A 15,065-nucleotide genomic window follows, 5' to 3' on the forward strand; every position below is an offset into this window, starting at 1 on the left:
ACTAGTATACGACATTTGAGAAGGAATCCCTATACAGGCAATAGTCCTAGCAGAAACGTATCGAAATCAGGACGGATACAAAACACCTCTCCGCTGATAGAACAGAGAGGTGTCGGTCATTCGGTCACTTTTACTTGTCCCATCATCCCATTTTCTTCATGCTCGAGGATGTGGCAATGATACATGAACGTTCCCGTTTTAGTGAAGGTGAGTTCGATTTTCACCCGTTCATCGGGAGCGATGGCTACCGTATCTTTCCACCCTTTCTCCTGATCGGATGGTGGTTTTCCGTCTCGACTGATGACTCGGAACTGGACGCCGTGGATGTGGAAAGGATGTGTCATCCCACCCATCATATCCGGCTTATTTTCAATTTCCCATACCTCAGTGTCTCCGCGTTTCGCTTCGATGTCGATACGCTCCGGGTCATATGTCTTTCCGTTGATTGACACCATGTTACCCATTCCAAAAAGGGTGAGGCGGCGGTCTGCTGTCTCATCTGTCGAGCGCTCCACCGTTTCGATCGTCGGAATCTTAATGGACGCCTTGCCGAGTTCACCGATACGAAACGTGGTGAATGTCACCCCGTCCGCTTTTAAGGCGGCGACATCTTCAACTTGTGAAAAATCAATCAGTACCTCGGCCCGTTCACCTGGTGTCAACGTGAGGGTCTCTAAGGGAATCGGGCGTTCTAACGGCCCTCCGTCTGTCGCAATCTGCGTCATCTCGGCCTCGTTAGATAACGTAAAATCAAAATCACGCGCATTCGAACCGTTGACTAGTCGCACTCGTAACGTCTCGGTTTGAACGTCGAACGTCGTGTTGATGGCTCCATTCGCAAGAATGGTATCCCCCGTCGTTCCATCAACGTTCATATGGGCATCATAATCCAACTCACCGTTAGGCGTGAAGAGTCGATCTTGTACGATGAGCGGGATGTCGTCGACTCCATATTCATTCGGGAGACCGTTCTGTGCATCGTCGGTCACATAAAGAAGACCGGCGAGCCCTTTATAAACTTGTTCGGCTGTCAATCCCATCGGATGGGGGTGGAACCACAGTGTACTAGGTTCTTGATCGATGTCGAGTCGAACTTGTGCCTGTTCACCTGGTGCGACGGTCTGATGAGGTCCCCCGTCCATGTCGGCAGGGATGACGAGTCCGTGCCAGTGGAACGTTGTCGGTTCATCCAATCGATTGATGGTATCGATTACGACTGTTTTTCCTTTCGGTAACTCGATCATTGGTCCGAGTAAGTCTCCATTATAGCCGAACGTTTCCGATTTCTTGCCGTCTTTGAAAAATTGTGACGTGCCTTTAGTTGCTTCCACCGTATAGTAGACTGTGTCTCCCGTGACACGATCTGGCTGTAAGGCAGTCGGAATCGGAAGCGGCTGTGTCGGTTCATCCGATGCTTGGAGCTCTTGCATCGCTCCGTGTCCCATCGGTCCGTTATTGCCACCCATTCCATTATCACCCATCATGTGATCATCCATCTGACCCGTTGCCGAATCGTTTCCCATCATATGATCTTGGTCCATATTGTTGTTATGCTTCCATGTCCCGTTGAAAAGGACGATTAGTAAAACGAGGATGCCTCCAATTAAAATCCCCGTCAACAGAAACCATATTCCTTTCGATTTCATGCTATAACACTCCTTCATTGTTCAGTCCTCACTTTGTTGTACCACCTAATTGTGAAAGAAACATGAAAGTCCAAATCTGTTTAATCGCATACCGAATAGAGGTATACAATCCGTGTAAAGGAGAGGATGAATGATGGAACATGCACACGATCAACACCATGGACATCATGAGGAGAGTCACGAGTCTCATCATGGCGGACACGGACACGAGCATATGATTGATGATTTTAAACGACGTTTCTTCATATCGCTCGGACTGATGATTCCGATTTTATTGTTATCGGACATGATTCAAGAATGGCTGCGGTTTGAACTCGATTTTCCGCTTGAAAAGACAATCTTATTTGTATTGGCGACGATTGTATATGTATACGGTGGATGGCCGTTCTTAAATGGAAGTGTGGAAGAGCTACGAGAGCGTAGCCCGGGCATGATGATGCTCATTGGCTTGGCGATTAGCGTCGCTTACTTTTATAGCGCAGCTGTCGTCTTTGGATACGGAAGTGGGCATGACTTCTTTTGGGAACTCGCTTCACTGATTGTGATCATGCTACTCGGTCACTGGATTGAGATGCGTTCGGTCATGGGGGCATCAAATGCGTTAGAACAACTCGTACAACTGCTCCCGAACGAGGCGCATCGCATCAATGGGGAAGAAACGGAAGACGTTCCCATCTCTGAACTGAAGGAAGGAGACCGAATCCTCGTCAAACCGGGGGAGCAGGTACCCGTGGACGGGAAAATCATCAAAGGACGAACGACCATCGACGAGTCGATGTTGACCGGCGAATCGGTACCGGTCGAAAAAACAGAAGGTGAAGATGTCATTGCGGGTTCGATCAACCAAGAAGGGAGCTTGACGATTGAAACGATTGGTACGGGAGAAAGAACGTACTTGTCAAAAGTGATTGAATTGGTGAGTGAGGCACAAAAATCGAAGTCACGGGCTCAAAATTTGGCGAATCGGGCGGCAAAATATTTGTTCTATATCGCAATTGCCGCTGGAGTCATCACGTTCACGGTTTGGTTCATGCTCGGATATTCGGTCGGGACGGCGGTTGAACGGATGGTAACGGTCATGGTCATCTCATGTCCCCATGCACTTGGACTGGCGACACCTCTTGTTGTCGCTGTTTCGACAGCATTATCGGCGAAACAAGGTCTTCTCATCCGCAATCGGACTCAATTTGAAGAGGCGCGTCGACTCGATGCCGTCATTTTCGATAAGACCGGTACGCTGACGGAAGGGAATTTCGGAGTCACAGACATACAGGCGAGCTCGTCTTATAAGGAAGAAGACGTGTTGCAACTCGCAGGAGCAGTTGAGCGTGAGTCGCAACATCCTCTCGCGCAAGGGATTTTAAGAGAAGCCGAGAGACGGGAATTGAAACTGGCGGCTGTCGACGACTTCGGTTCGATGACAGGTGTCGGATTGGAAGGAACGGTTGACGGTGCGCGTATTCAAGTCGTCAGTCCGCGACATATCCGCGATCAACACATTCAAATTGATGAGGAGACGTTTGCACGACTCTCGGAAGAAGGAAAGACCGTCGTCTTTGTTTTGAAAGACGGAGAATGGGTCGGGATGATTGCGATGGCCGATCTGGTGAGGGAAGAAGCGAAAGAGACCGTCGAGGCACTTCATGAAAAAGGCATTCGCTCGATCATGTTGACGGGTGACAACGAGAAGGTCGCGCATTGGGTCGCGGGTCAGCTCGGTATCGATGACGTGTATGCCGAAGTATTACCGGACGACAAGGCGAACCAAGTGAAAGACGTCCAAAAAGATGGCAGCAAAGTAGCGATGGTCGGAGATGGAATCAATGATGCACCTGCCTTAGCACAAGCGGATGTCGGCATCGCAATCGGGAGCGGGACAGACGTTGCTGTTGAGACGGCTGACATCGTTCTTGTCCGCAGTAATCCGAAAGATGTCCTATCGATTTTGGAGCTTTCACAGAACACGTATCGTAAGATGATTCAAAACTTGTGGTGGGCCGCAGGGTATAATATCGTCGCTATCCCGCTTGCAGCAGGGGTACTCGCCCCGATTGGTATCATCTTGTCCCCGGCTGTCGGTGCCGTCTTGATGAGCTTAAGCACCGTGATTGTCGCCATCAACGCCCGACTTCTGAAGATTTAACAATTTTTTCATCTTTGGCACGTATGCTAGACGGGATGCTAGAGATGGAGGGATCAAGATGAAACGAATGTTGATACTATCACTATTCCTGACTCCACTGCTTTTAACGGCTTGTGGAACGGAAGAAGCACCGTCGGACACGAGTCAATCCGAGAACGTGACGACAACTACAAAAGACGAGTGGCAGCGTGTGAGATCCGATGAAACGGTTTCTCATATTCACGGGGCTGGATTTTGGCAAGACGATAACCGTCCGGTCATTGCAACGCATGCCGGATTGATGGAATATCGTGAAGATGGCTGGTATACACTTCCGACGAATCGTCATGACTATATGGGATTCGAACTCGTCGAGGATGGATTTTATGCAAGTGGTCATCCCGACCGACGTACCGACTTCCAAAATCCACTCGGTGTGTTATACGGGAAAGACCATGGCATGACATTAGACGTACGGGCACTGGAGGGAGAGGCAGACTTTCATTACATGAGTGCGGGTTATGCGACGGAAATGTTGTACGTCTACCTTGAGGAAGCGACGTCAGAGCTAGAACCTGGATTCTATCGTTCGGACGATGGCGGAAGATCGTTCGAGTCAATGCGAGGATCTGGGGTAGAGGGTGAGCAGGTGGCAGGGATTGTCGCCGACGCGACGGAAGCGGAGCGGGTCTTCTTATACGGACCGTCCGGTATCCTCGTTTCGAATGACTTTGGAGATTCGTTCGAGCCACTCGTTGAATCAGAACAGGTGATTACGGTCGGAGCGGATGAGGGGCAGTTGGCATACGTACGACAGACAGATGGTTCTTTCGAAGGGGTTCGTTTCAATCTAGACGATGAGTCTACAGAGACGTTCGATCTTCCAGAGTTTCAAGCGGATGCTGTGCCGATTAAATTGGCGATCAAAGAGGAGCGCATGCTGCTCGTCACATCTGACAATAGCGTATATGAGCTCATAGACGAGAAGTGGCAGACACAACTTGATGCAGGTGAACTCGACTGACGAAAGACGCCTTTCCATTACTGGAGAGGCGTCTTTTTGCTGAGTGGTAGGGCGACGGTGAACGAGGTACCTGTTGTATCCGAAGATACCGTCAACGTCCCACCATGCCGTGTGACGATTTGCTTGGCGATGGCGAGTCCGAGTCCGCTTCCACCAGTTTGACGAGATCGTGATTTTTCAACACGGTACAGACGGTCGAAAATGTGTGGGAGATCTTCTTCAGGAATTCCCTTTCCGTCGTCAGTGATGGTCAAGACGAGATAAGCGTCTGAAGTATTAGAATGAAGTGAAACATGTGTCGCCTCACTATGCTGAATCGCGTTGTGGGCAATGGACCGGAAGACCTGAAGCATGCGATGTCGATCCAATGTGAGCGTGATGTCTACTTGTTCTATGTTCGGAGAAGCAGCGAACCGAATCGTCGTCATTCGGAACATCGTATCGAGCATTCGTCGTAAATCCTTACAAAACGTCGTGACAGAAACTTCTTCTCGATGTAACAAGAACGTGTTTTCGTCGAGTTGAGCCAATTGAAACGCATTTTCCACCAGTTCTGTGAGCGAACGACTCTCATCTAAAATTGTCTGGATGGATTGATTGCGTAGCGGTTCGGGTGTGCTTTCTTTCGAAGCAATCTCGGCATATCCCCTCAAATAAGTGAGAGGGGTCTTGATTTCATGTGAGAGATCGGACAAAAATTGATGTCGTTCGCGACGTAAGCGAGCCAACTCCACGGACATGGCCTCGATGGAGCGAGCCAACTCACCGATTTCGTCAACGCGATTCGTTGGTAGCTGTAGGTTATCGGGATTCGTCAGTACGTTCTCGGTCGCTTGTTTCAGTGACTGAATTGGTTTCGAAATGAGGCGGCTCAGCAGGATGAAGGTCAGCACGGTCGTCACCAGTGCGATGGTCGTGATATACAGAAATCGCAACTGAAGGCGATGACTGATTCCATGAATGATCTCAGTCGGTAAAAACATGTAGACGTACCCATACCGTGTATCGAGATCATCCGTGATCGGCGTACGAACGCTTAAATACGGCTCGTTTTCCCAGTCGTCCTCTAGAACAGTCGTATCATCGAATGGACCTGCACGTCGTTTCGTTTCGACGGTATCGACCAGTACCTGTGGAAAAGAACGGGACGTTTGAAGAAGATCATGTGCTGGGTCAGTGATGGCAACTTTTGTGTCCGTCTCACTTTCCATGGTAGCCACATGACCGATTGTCTCTTCGGAAAAGTTCATCGCCAATACATTCGCATGACTCTCAGCCCGTGATTCTAATCGATGGACTTCTTCTGTCACGCGTTCCCCAAGTAGTGTGTGGTAAAGGAGCAAGAATAAGACTCCTTCTATCAACAACGTAGACAACAGGAAGACGAGGCTGATTCGGAACGGTAAGCTATTACGACTGCGTCTCATCCGGAACGCTCCTCGGTCCATCGATACCCACGTCCCCATACCGTCTTCAAATAATCATCGATTGGAAAGCCTGCGTCCCCTAACTTTTCTCGAATCATGCGTATGTGTGCATCGACTGTACGGGGGTCAGATTCGGCAGAGTACGGCCAGACGAGATCATACAAATCTAAGCGATTGAACAAACGATTCGGGTGCTGAAGAAATAGCTTCAAGATGGCTGTTGCTTTTGGCGTCAGAATGATTTCCTGTTCTTCATATAAGATGCGCCCACTCTCTTCATCGTAACGGAGTGGACCGTATTGTAGGTTAACGACCCGACTTCTTCGCAGGACGGCTCGAATTCGAGCGAGCAACACATTTCCATCGAACGGTTTGGTGACGTAGTCATCCGCTCCGGCATCTAGCCCTTGAATGGTGGTCTCGTTGTCTGAACGTGCCGTCAACAAGACGATGGGTAATGCCGGATCCATCGTTTTCAACTGACGACAAAGTGAGATGCCGTCCACTTCCGGCATCATAATATCTAAAAGGATGAGGTCCGGTCGCTCTTCAATCTTATCGAGTGCGGAATCGGCATCATTTGCCTCGATGCAAGCATACCCATCGCTCTCAAGAAACAAACGAATCAAATGTCTCATTTTTTCTTCATCGTCTACGATGAGAATCTTCATCTTGTATTCCTCCTTCCTCTTATTATTATCGTTCCGTGTGCTTTGCGTGATTTCCTTCTATGGCGAAAAGAGTCTGTAGTTGTTCACGTGCGCGTTCGACGTCTCGACAGTAAATGACGGGTACTCTCGCGTCAATCGGTCGATCCGTGACGATGGCTACTGCACCATTTCGGATGGCGGCCCTCACTAAATCGACGCCACGTTCATTGATTGGGCGCTTGCATATATATAAAAACATTTTATTTATTTTTTCTGGTGTCGTTCCGATTCCGCGAATTGTCATTTCTTCCGGGTGATCGAGATAAGACCAAGATAAAACAGAATCAAGTGTTGCCAGTACGTCACGCAATGTCCGCTCTTGCATCATCGTTCTCCTTCCTTGCATGAACTCAATTTCACTAGTGTACCCGATGTTTGTGAAAAAGAAGTGAAAAGCGTTAAGAGTACGATTAGACCGAGAAATAGGCGGGTTTGAGTATAGAAGAAGTAGGTAAAAGAGTTTTTATACGCACAATAAGAAAGGATGAATAAGATGAAACAGTACGGTAAATTTGGAATCATGATTGCGGTCTCGACCTTCATTATGTATTGGCTCATGTATTTGAACGTGTTTCAGTTTGATCATATCTTCTTTAGTCAGACAAGGTTGTACATGGCACTCATCATGGGATCGGTCATGGCGTTCGTCATGCTTCTCTTCATGTGGGGGATGTATAAGAACAAAACAGTTAACTTTATCATCCTAGGGGTCAGTGCTCTCGTCTTCAGTGCCTCGCTTTGGCTCGTACGTAGCCAGACGACCGTCGATGATGTCAGTTGGATGAAAGCGATGATCCCTCACCACTCGATTGCCATTTTGACAAGTGAACGCGCTGAAATTGAAGACCCACGCGTGAAAGAATTGTCTGAAGAAATCATCAAGGCACAGCGCCGTGAAATTGAAGAGATGAAGCGATTGATTGAAGATTTAGAGGATGAAGAGGAGAACGCCGAGGAAAATCGTGAGTAACAGACATGCACAGTCGAAAACGGCTGTGCATTTTTTGTATGTTGAAAAGGAAAAATAAAGAAAGTAAGTTATAATTTGTTTTCCTTTATTTGAAATATAAATGACATATTTGTCGGTTCGTTTTGGTGGTAAAATTTTTTCAGTTAGATAATATAAAAAATAAAAATTTAAATACATAATTGAAAGGATTTACCACATCATGAAACGAAAGATGCTCTCTCTCTTCTGTGCCGTTCTTCTCACAGTCGGAATCTTCACTCCGACAGGTACCCCGGCTGAAGCTGCTACCACGTATTATGTCAAAGTCACGACTAACAGTTTAAACGTCCGTTCAGGCCCGGGCACGACGTATGCAATCGTCGGCAGTGCGAAGTTGGGACAATCCTTCAAATATCTCGGCGTGAGCGGGGGATGGACAAAAATCAATTTCAACGGGACATCCCGCTACGTATCCAGTACATATGTGAAGAAGTACAGTGTCTCCACGCTTTCAACCACATCGACTGCGAAAATGATCATCCCGACAAAAGGGACGTTGACACAAAAGTATGGTCCGGCGAGCGGGCAGTACGGTTATACGTTCCATAACGGTATCGACTTGGCTGCTCCAAGAGGAACACCGGTCGTGTCAGCCGCTTATGGAAAAGTCATTGTTTCTCGGAACTATGGGGCTTACGGTAACCATATCATGATGAGCCATCAGTTGAATGGACAAACATATATTACTGTATACGCACACCTTGATCGCCTCAATGTCGTTACAGGACAAACGTTAGCAAAAGGAGCAACGATTGGAACGGTCGGGAATACCGGTAACTCGTTCGGGAATCATCTCCACTTCGAAGTGCATCGGAACAGCTATGTGTATAGCAGTTCATCTCCTGCTAACAGTATCAATCCGTATACAATGTTTTGACATAAAAGCACGCGCTCTCAAACAATGGGAGCGCGTGCTTTTTGGTTAATGCCATGTTGTTTGTTTGTTTCGTTCGATTTGGTTGGCGGCGATGAAGCTGACACCAAGGACGATACCGAACACCAATCCGAATAGATTATTGAAAAGTAACATAAGGATGATCCCGAAGACGAGACCGATACTCATGAGGCCAATCCGATCAAACATATTGAATCCCCTTTTCTGTAGTTGTGCACCTCAATGATTACCCGATTTTCAAAGAAAGAACACCGACGAAATGGACTGATTGATTCATTATACGTGTTTAGACGAACCAGGTTTCGTTTTGTAGAAACTATAGAGGACGCTAATCAGGATGACGAGAACGATGGTTCCAAGAGACATCCAAATCGGCATCTTGTACACATCACCGAAAATCATCTTCGCCCCGATGAAGACGAGCATGAAGCTGAGACCGTGTTTCAAATAGTAGAAGCGGTCGATCAAGTTGGCGAGGACGAAGTAGAGACTACGAAGTCCGAGAATCGCCATGATGTTCGCATAGAAGATGATATACGGGTCACGTGAATACGCGAAACTTGCAGCGACCGAATCGACAGCGAAGACGATATCCGACAATTCGATAAAGATGAGCGCGATGAAGAGTGGCGTGAAGAACAACTTCCCATTGATGCGCTTCGTGAACTTCCCGGATGAGATATCCTGTGTGATGGGCAGGCGTCGCTCGAGCCAACGAATCGTCTTGTTTTCTTCAAGTGACTCGTCTTTTCCGATATTCTTATACATCATCCACCCTGTATAAACGAGAAAAGCTCCGAACACGTAGTAGACCCAACCGAAGTTTTCTAAAAGGGATACGCCAGCGACGATGAAGACAGCGCGGAAGAAAATCGCTCCGAGAATCCCCCAGAACAGTACCTTGTGTTGATACTTGAGTGGGATGGCGAAATAGGCAAAAACAAGTGAGAAGACGAAGACATTATCAATGGCAAGTGCCTTTTCGATAAAGTAGACGCTCGCATATTCCGTTGCGGCTGTACTTCCTTGCGTGAAGAACAACCATCCTCCGAATGCGATGGCAATCCCAATCCAGACAAACGTCCATGTCCATGCTTCGCGGAGCGAGACTTCGTGCGCTTTACGGTGGAACACCCCGAGGTCAAGTGCGAGCATGAAGATGACGATGAGTAAGAACCCGATGAGTAGGGTCAACAACAATTCCTCCTTTTAAGGTCATATGAACTTCTATATATTTAATTTAAGTTCATAAGAACTCAAAGTCAAGCGTAAAAATAAACAACCACTCGAAAAAGAGTGGTTGTTTATTCCTCAATCTATACTTTGTTCAATGTTTTGTACAACATCTGCAAGCATAATTTGCTCTAGGACTCGTTCCATGGCGGATTGAGCTGTTATAAAAATGGGCTCAATTGTTGCTTGGATGTTTCTTCCGACCGGGCAAGCCGGATTTGGTTGATCATGAATTCCGAACAGTTCATTTGGTTCGACGACAGCAACGGCTTGATAAATTTCAAGAAGTGAAATGTTGTTTAGTGGTTTAGTAAGAATTGCACCAGCAACACCTGGTTTAACTTGAATCAATTCTGCTTTTTTTAACATGGCCATGATTTTTCGAATAAGAGCAGGGTTTGTATTTACGCTCCGCGCTAAAAAATCTGATGAAATCACTTCTGGTGGTGAAAGCGCAACAAGAGTCAGCATGTGGATGGCAACCGAAAAACGACTACTGATTGTCATAAATATCTCCCTTTCGGTTTTTATAGATGTAAACAACTTTGTTACATGCTTAGTATAACAGGGAAAGAATAATTGACAAATCAGTTACCTGTAATTATCATGATTACATGTAAGTGATTCGATTACAGGTTAGGGGAGGAAAAAGAATGAAATATTTAGTCACAGGAGCAACGGGGAAACTCGGCTCGAAAATTGTAGAGGAACTACTCAAGTCGATTGATGCGAGTGAGCTCGCTGTAAGTGTACGGAATCCGGAGAAGGCGGCGTCTCTTAAAGAGCGTGGCGTTGATGTGCGACATGGTGATTTTGATCAGCCAGACATACTCGATGAAGCGTTCAAAGGTGTTGAGCGTCTTTTGATCATCTCGGCAGATGGCGATAACGATACGCGGATTCGTCAACATACGAACGCAGTTGAGGCAGCGAAACGGGCAGGTGTTTCATTCATTGCCTACACGAGTCTAGCTGATGCGACAAGCAGTGAGAACTTGATGGCACCTCCACATGTCGTCACAGAGGAAGCGATTGTCGAGTCCGGTATTCCACATGCGTTCTTACGGAACAACTGGTACTTAGAGAACGAGTTATCAAGCATTCAAGCGGTAATTGACGGTGCGCCATGGATCACGGCGGCTCGGGACGGTAAAGTCGGTTGGGCACTACAACAAGATTATGCGGAAGCCGCAGCGAATGTTCTGTTAAAAGAACAACAGGACAATGCGGTCTATGAACTATCAGGACCACTTCATACCCAGCAAGATCTTGTAGACGCACTCAGTGAAGTGTTAGGTCGTGAAGTGATGATGCAGGAGTTGAGTCTCGAGGCATATGAAGAGACGATGCGCGAAGCTGGATTGCCAGAGGAAGTCGTTGCGATTCTTGCGGGGATTCAAAGAAGTATTCGCCAGGGAACGCTCGAAATTCATGAGAGTGACTTCGAACCGGTTCTCGGACGCCCGGTCACACCTCTTCAAGAAGGAATTCGTCAATTGCTCGACCGATAAGTAAAATGCCCTCGACCACTTGGTCGGGGGCATTTGTGTTAGGCGCGAGTGGCGTGATCCTCGAGTTGAGTCGTCACGTCTTCAAGCGAATTCGCGGTTAGAGCGAGTCGGTCCGACATCGAGCTGAGTTCTTTTTGAATAGCGACTTGCTCTTCCGTTGCTGCGGCAACATGGTGAATCTGTTGTTGAAGTTCATTCGCCGCATATTTCGTCGATTCAAGTCGTGTTTCGAGTGCTTCCATCTGTGTCGTGACCCGCTGGCGTGTCTCTTGAATCGAAGCGATTTGTTCATCGATTTCTGATACATCTTCTGTAAGACGGCCAAAGACAGCCGTCACATCGTTCGTGACCGTTTGACAGTTTTCGGTCGCTTGTTTGAAAAGATGCGCTGATTTGGATACGACGGTCGTATCTTCCATCAATCCACCGAGGACTCGGGTCATCTCGGATGCATATTCACGCGATTGGACAGCGAGTTTCCCGACTTCGGAGGCGACAACGGCGAATCCTCGTCCAGCCTCACCGGCACGAGCCGCTTCAATAGATGCATTCAAGGCGAGCATGTTCGTCTGTTCACTGATCGAACCGACTTGTTGCAAGATTCCTTGGATTTCATGTGAACGATTCGACATTGTCGCGACAATCCGGTCGAGCTGTTCCGACTCGGTGATGATTTCTTGTACTTTTGCTTCCATCAGTCGCATGTCTTTGTTCCCGGCAAGGGCATCTTTGGCGATACGCGAGGACGCTGCGGCCGTCTGGGCCATTCGTTTTTGAATGAGCGCCGTCAAAGAACGGATTGAGTGAATTTCATCTGCCCCTTGCACCATGGAGGCTTGTTGGGATGAAGCATGCGCGACAATCGGGTCGACCGTGACAGCGATTTGCTCACCAGATTCAAGAGACTGGTTAGCAGCGGATTCAAGTTCTTCGGCGTGACTGTTCAAAGATTGAACGAGGGCGCTGACATCATGAATCGCTTGTTGTAACAACTGTCGCGTTTCTTGTTCCTGTGTCTCGGCATGTTGCGTCTCTTTGTTACGGAGGTGGATTTGCGCGACAAGCACGACGCTGAGAAGAATCAAGTACACGGCATGGACGAGTAGTAAACTGAACGGATAGTCGCTCGTCCCACAAATCATCTCAGGGATTAAAAAGTATCCGACTAGATGTTGCACAGCAAAGATTCCGGCACTATACAAAATCAAGTCGATGCGACGCATGAACGACAAAATCGCCAAGACGACAAAAATGGAGAAGTGATATTCAACAAGTCCTTGTCCTCCAGCAACGGTCGAGATGCTTGCGAAGGTGAGTGTCAGCATCATCCAATAAGGAAATGCTACGGATTCTCGCTTCGAGGTGACGATCATCATCCCAAAGAAGAGGATTGGAAGGGCGAACAAGACCCATGTTACTCCGGAGTACACGTAACCGTCCGCACCGTTTCGTAGGATCGTATACACATAGGCAAAGTCCGTGAAACGATGTAGCAAATGGACAACAACTGACGTCATCACAATTAATAACGTCGTCAACAACATCAACTGATTTCTTTTGATCAATCTCATCATTCTTTCCTCACATTCTCGTGTTCATTTGTTGTAGCTCTATACATATCGGATGAAGTTGACGGAAGTTAATATAGATTGCACATTTGGAACAAAAAAAGGAGCACAGGGCTCCGATTGAGGTAATCAATGTGATGTGCCGTACCACTTGTTATAGAAATGATACGGTTTTTTTGCTTGATCCGTCGTCAATAAGAGAAACTTCTCACGTGTCAAATGTCTGAGCATATAAGAGAGTGATTCTGGAGAAGTGGCGTGATCATGCATCAAGACGATAGATGCTTGATAGTAAGCGCGATGAGCACGTACTTGTTTGATCGTTTGATAGCGCATCGTTTTTTGATCCTTTTTATATTTCCAATCGAGCGTATCAACGTTCCAGTCCCACATGTCAAAACCGGCCTTTTCCATCGCTTGACGATGTGCTTTGGTCATATGAGGCACACTTCCATAAGGGACGCGAATGGTCGTTGACTTTACGCCGGTGATATCAAAAATCAATTGTTGAACTTGTTTCATCTCATTTACTGCGGTTTGAGGGGAACGATAAAATGTTTTCTTATCGTGAGTCATACTATGTAATCCGATTGTATGACCCTCGTCCACGATTCGTTGGAGAATGGCTTCATTTCCTTTGATTTTCTTGCCCAAAATGAAAAACGTTGCCGTCACATCATATCGTTTTAAGACATCGAGCAATTTCGGTGTGTATTGGTTTGGTCCATCATCGAAGGTTAGATAGACCATTTCTCCTTTATTATATCGAGAATGGACTTCTTTTGCTGAAATTGAAACAGACGAATTACATAACATGAAAATAACTAGAAGACAGGCGGTAACTTTTTTAAACACGTGATGATTCCCCTTCAAATAGTATATGTGGATATTATTCCCACATATAATTTACAAGAACAGGGATTGCGTGTTCAAATGTCTTTTAGTGAGATAGGAAAATCGATTTTTCAATCTAAGCCTAACCACTTTTTCACCGGTTCTCGGAAGATATACGTCACGACAATCAACCCGAAGAAGACGAGCGCGGCAATGAAAATCGTGGTGACACTGCCTGAGGCGAGGCTCGCCCCGAGGAAGCTGTAGGCGAACGTACCTGGGATCATGCCGAGTACGGTCGCCGGTACGAAGGCGCGGAAGCGAACACGTGAGATTCCACCGGCATAACTAAGTAAGTCAAAACTGACGAGCGGGATGAGCCGGAGGACAAATACATATAAAAAGCCACGACGCTCCATTTGCGTGAACAGTTTCTCTGACCATGGATAGCGGTCGACGTTGATGACTGAGCGTCCGAAAAAACGCCCCATCACATAACCGGTCGTCGCAGCAGCAGTTGCACCGATAATGATATAGAGGACACCTGGCCATACGCCGAACGCGAGTCCGGATCCGAGTGAAAGGACGGATGTCGGTAAAAATGCGACCGGACCGATGGCATAAAGGAAAATAAAGAAGAGTGGTCCCCAAAATCCGAATGACAAGACGATGTCCCGGATGTCAGACGGACGCAACTCATAGTGGAAATGGGTGATATAGAATAAAGATCCAAACATTAGAAGAAAGAGTGTGAGTTTGAGTGGTCGTGGCAAGTTGTCCGCTCCTTTCGTAACCGAATGTATCTGATGTTAGTATACTGCATCTCCATGCAACATAAATGCGAGCCGGCTTACAAAAGGTGTAACGAGATGGAGCAAAGAGGCAGCTATCTGAATCGAAACTTAGGTCAAGGCTTTCTAAACATTGCTTCATTTTTCACAAATTCGACACGATAAATAGAATGGGAGGGAAAATGATGAAAAATTTAACTAAATCAGGCGAGAATTCTCCCTCCTCTAAGCGTCTCGGGGCGAAGCCCGGCGTAGGTGGGAGATGAATCGCCCGGTCCAACAGTTTTCTCTCCCT

15 protein-coding genes are annotated in these 15,065 nt (G+C 47.2%); 5 read left to right on the forward strand and 10 right to left on the reverse strand.

Features of this window, described 5'->3' with window-relative positions:
• Positions 1-116 precede the first annotated feature (116 nt).
• Positions 117-1,646: a multicopper oxidase family protein gene (locus tag KNO69_RS01560; protein ID WP_251124840.1), complete on the reverse strand. Its 1,530-nt coding sequence runs from the start codon at positions 1,644-1,646 to the stop codon at positions 117-119.
• Between the two features lie 130 nt (positions 1,647-1,776).
• Between KNO69_RS01560 and KNO69_RS01565 the strand changes: the two genes are divergently transcribed.
• Both KNO69_RS01565 and KNO69_RS01570 read left to right on the forward strand, forming a co-directional pair.
• Positions 1,777-3,789, forward strand: a complete 2,013-nt coding sequence (locus KNO69_RS01565) for a heavy metal translocating P-type ATPase (RefSeq protein WP_214815504.1) — start codon at positions 1,777-1,779, stop codon at positions 3,787-3,789.
• 58 nt (positions 3,790-3,847) lie between these two features.
• A complete protein-coding gene (locus KNO69_RS01570; RefSeq protein WP_214815507.1) occupies positions 3,848-4,792 on the forward strand; it encodes a F510_1955 family glycosylhydrolase in 945 nt (314 codons plus the stop codon).
• A 17-nt stretch (positions 4,793-4,809) separates the two neighbouring features.
• Here the strand turns inward: KNO69_RS01570 and KNO69_RS01575 are convergent, their stop codons facing one another.
• Genes KNO69_RS01575 through KNO69_RS01585 form a run of 3 tightly spaced genes read right to left on the reverse strand, consistent with a single transcriptional unit; the run spans position 4,810 to position 7,254 of the window.
• Positions 4,810-6,219 carry a sensor histidine kinase gene (locus tag KNO69_RS01575; protein ID WP_214815510.1) on the reverse strand — a complete coding sequence of 470 codons (1,410 nt, stop codon included), beginning with the start codon at positions 6,217-6,219 and terminating at the stop codon, positions 4,810-4,812.
• A complete protein-coding gene (locus tag KNO69_RS01580) occupies positions 6,216-6,890 on the reverse strand; it encodes a response regulator transcription factor (protein ID WP_214686219.1) in 675 nt (224 codons plus the stop codon). The genes KNO69_RS01575 and KNO69_RS01580 overlap by 4 nt, the downstream gene beginning before the upstream one ends.
• 25 nt (positions 6,891-6,915) lie before the next feature.
• Positions 6,916-7,254 (reverse strand): hypothetical protein, encoded by a 339-nt coding sequence (locus KNO69_RS01585; protein WP_214815514.1) that lies wholly within the window; start codon positions 7,252-7,254, stop codon positions 6,916-6,918.
• 168 nt (positions 7,255-7,422) lie between these two features.
• Here KNO69_RS01585 and KNO69_RS01590 point away from each other — a divergent pair, with 168 nt between their 5' ends.
• Positions 7,423-7,899 carry a DUF305 domain-containing protein gene (locus KNO69_RS01590; RefSeq protein ID WP_214815517.1) on the forward strand — a complete coding sequence of 159 codons (477 nt, stop codon included), beginning with the start codon at positions 7,423-7,425 and terminating at the stop codon, positions 7,897-7,899.
• A gap of 199 nt (positions 7,900-8,098) precedes the next feature.
• Complete coding sequence (locus KNO69_RS01595) at positions 8,099-8,815, forward strand: peptidoglycan DD-metalloendopeptidase family protein (RefSeq protein WP_214815520.1); 717 nt, start codon at positions 8,099-8,101, stop codon at positions 8,813-8,815.
• A gap of 45 nt (positions 8,816-8,860) precedes the next feature.
• On the opposite strand, the gene KNO69_RS01600 is transcribed toward KNO69_RS01595, so the two are convergent.
• The 3 genes from KNO69_RS01600 to KNO69_RS01610 form a co-directional block, all read right to left on the reverse strand.
• Positions 8,861-9,022 carry a hypothetical protein gene (locus tag KNO69_RS01600; RefSeq protein ID WP_159562944.1) on the reverse strand — a complete coding sequence of 54 codons (162 nt, stop codon included), beginning with the start codon at positions 9,020-9,022 and terminating at the stop codon, positions 8,861-8,863.
• Between the two features lie 87 nt (positions 9,023-9,109).
• Positions 9,110-10,027: a TerC family protein gene (locus KNO69_RS01605; RefSeq protein WP_159562943.1), complete on the reverse strand. Its 918-nt coding sequence runs from the start codon at positions 10,025-10,027 to the stop codon at positions 9,110-9,112.
• A 117-nt stretch (positions 10,028-10,144) separates the two neighbouring features.
• Positions 10,145-10,573, reverse strand: a complete 429-nt coding sequence (locus KNO69_RS01610) for an Rrf2 family transcriptional regulator (protein WP_214815523.1) — start codon at positions 10,571-10,573, stop codon at positions 10,145-10,147.
• 146 nt (positions 10,574-10,719) lie between these two features.
• On the opposite strand from KNO69_RS01610, the gene KNO69_RS01615 reads away from it, so the two are divergent.
• Positions 10,720-11,577, forward strand: a complete 858-nt coding sequence (locus tag KNO69_RS01615; RefSeq protein WP_214815527.1) for an SDR family oxidoreductase — start codon at positions 10,720-10,722, stop codon at positions 11,575-11,577.
• A 38-nt stretch (positions 11,578-11,615) separates the two neighbouring features.
• Here KNO69_RS01615 and KNO69_RS01620 read toward each other — a convergent pair whose 3' ends face one another.
• The 3 genes from KNO69_RS01620 to KNO69_RS01630 form a co-directional block, all read right to left on the reverse strand.
• Positions 11,616-13,148, reverse strand: a complete 1,533-nt coding sequence (locus KNO69_RS01620) for a methyl-accepting chemotaxis protein (RefSeq protein ID WP_214815531.1) — start codon at positions 13,146-13,148, stop codon at positions 11,616-11,618.
• A 126-nt stretch (positions 13,149-13,274) separates the two neighbouring features.
• Positions 13,275-13,895, reverse strand: a complete 621-nt coding sequence (locus KNO69_RS01625; protein ID WP_251030811.1) for a polysaccharide deacetylase family protein — start codon at positions 13,893-13,895, stop codon at positions 13,275-13,277.
• A 215-nt stretch (positions 13,896-14,110) separates the two neighbouring features.
• The gene (locus KNO69_RS01630; RefSeq protein ID WP_214815537.1) at positions 14,111-14,752 is read right to left on the reverse strand and encodes a TVP38/TMEM64 family protein; all 642 of its coding nucleotides are present in this window, start codon (positions 14,750-14,752) and stop codon (positions 14,111-14,113) included.
• Between the last annotated feature and the right edge of the window lie 313 nt (positions 14,753-15,065).

This window comes from Exiguobacterium sp. s131 (assembly GCF_018617345.1).
Classification (GTDB): Bacteria; Bacillota; Bacilli; order Exiguobacteriales; family Exiguobacteriaceae; genus Exiguobacterium; species Exiguobacterium profundum.

Excerpts from the sequence above, each read along its gene's own strand:
- KNO69_RS01560 (WP_251124840.1), bottom strand. The coding sequence starts at position 1,646 with ATGAAATCGAAAGGAATATGGTTTCTGTTGACGGGGATTTTAATTGGA.
- KNO69_RS01565 (WP_214815504.1), top strand. The coding sequence starts at position 1,777 with ATGATGGAACATGCACACGATCAACACCATGGACATCATGAGGAGAGT.
- KNO69_RS01570 (WP_214815507.1), top strand. The coding sequence starts at position 3,848 with ATGAAACGAATGTTGATACTATCACTATTCCTGACTCCACTGCTTTTA.
- KNO69_RS01575 (WP_214815510.1), bottom strand. The coding sequence starts at position 6,219 with ATGAGACGCAGTCGTAATAGCTTACCGTTCCGAATCAGCCTCGTCTTC.
- KNO69_RS01580 (WP_214686219.1), bottom strand. The coding sequence starts at position 6,890 with ATGAAGATTCTCATCGTAGACGATGAAGAAAAAATGAGACATTTGATT.
- KNO69_RS01585 (WP_214815514.1), bottom strand. The coding sequence starts at position 7,254 with ATGCAAGAGCGGACATTGCGTGACGTACTGGCAACACTTGATTCTGTT.
- KNO69_RS01590 (WP_214815517.1), top strand. The coding sequence starts at position 7,423 with ATGAAACAGTACGGTAAATTTGGAATCATGATTGCGGTCTCGACCTTC.
- KNO69_RS01595 (WP_214815520.1), top strand. The coding sequence starts at position 8,099 with ATGAAACGAAAGATGCTCTCTCTCTTCTGTGCCGTTCTTCTCACAGTC.
- KNO69_RS01600 (WP_159562944.1), bottom strand. The coding sequence starts at position 9,022 with ATGTTTGATCGGATTGGCCTCATGAGTATCGGTCTCGTCTTCGGGATC.
- KNO69_RS01610 (WP_214815523.1), bottom strand. The coding sequence starts at position 10,573 with ATGACAATCAGTAGTCGTTTTTCGGTTGCCATCCACATGCTGACTCTT.
- KNO69_RS01615 (WP_214815527.1), top strand. The coding sequence starts at position 10,720 with ATGAAATATTTAGTCACAGGAGCAACGGGGAAACTCGGCTCGAAAATT.
- KNO69_RS01620 (WP_214815531.1), bottom strand. The coding sequence starts at position 13,148 with ATGAGATTGATCAAAAGAAATCAGTTGATGTTGTTGACGACGTTATTA.
- KNO69_RS01625 (WP_251030811.1), bottom strand. The coding sequence starts at position 13,895 with ATGGTCTATCTAACCTTCGATGATGGACCAAACCAATACACACCGAAA.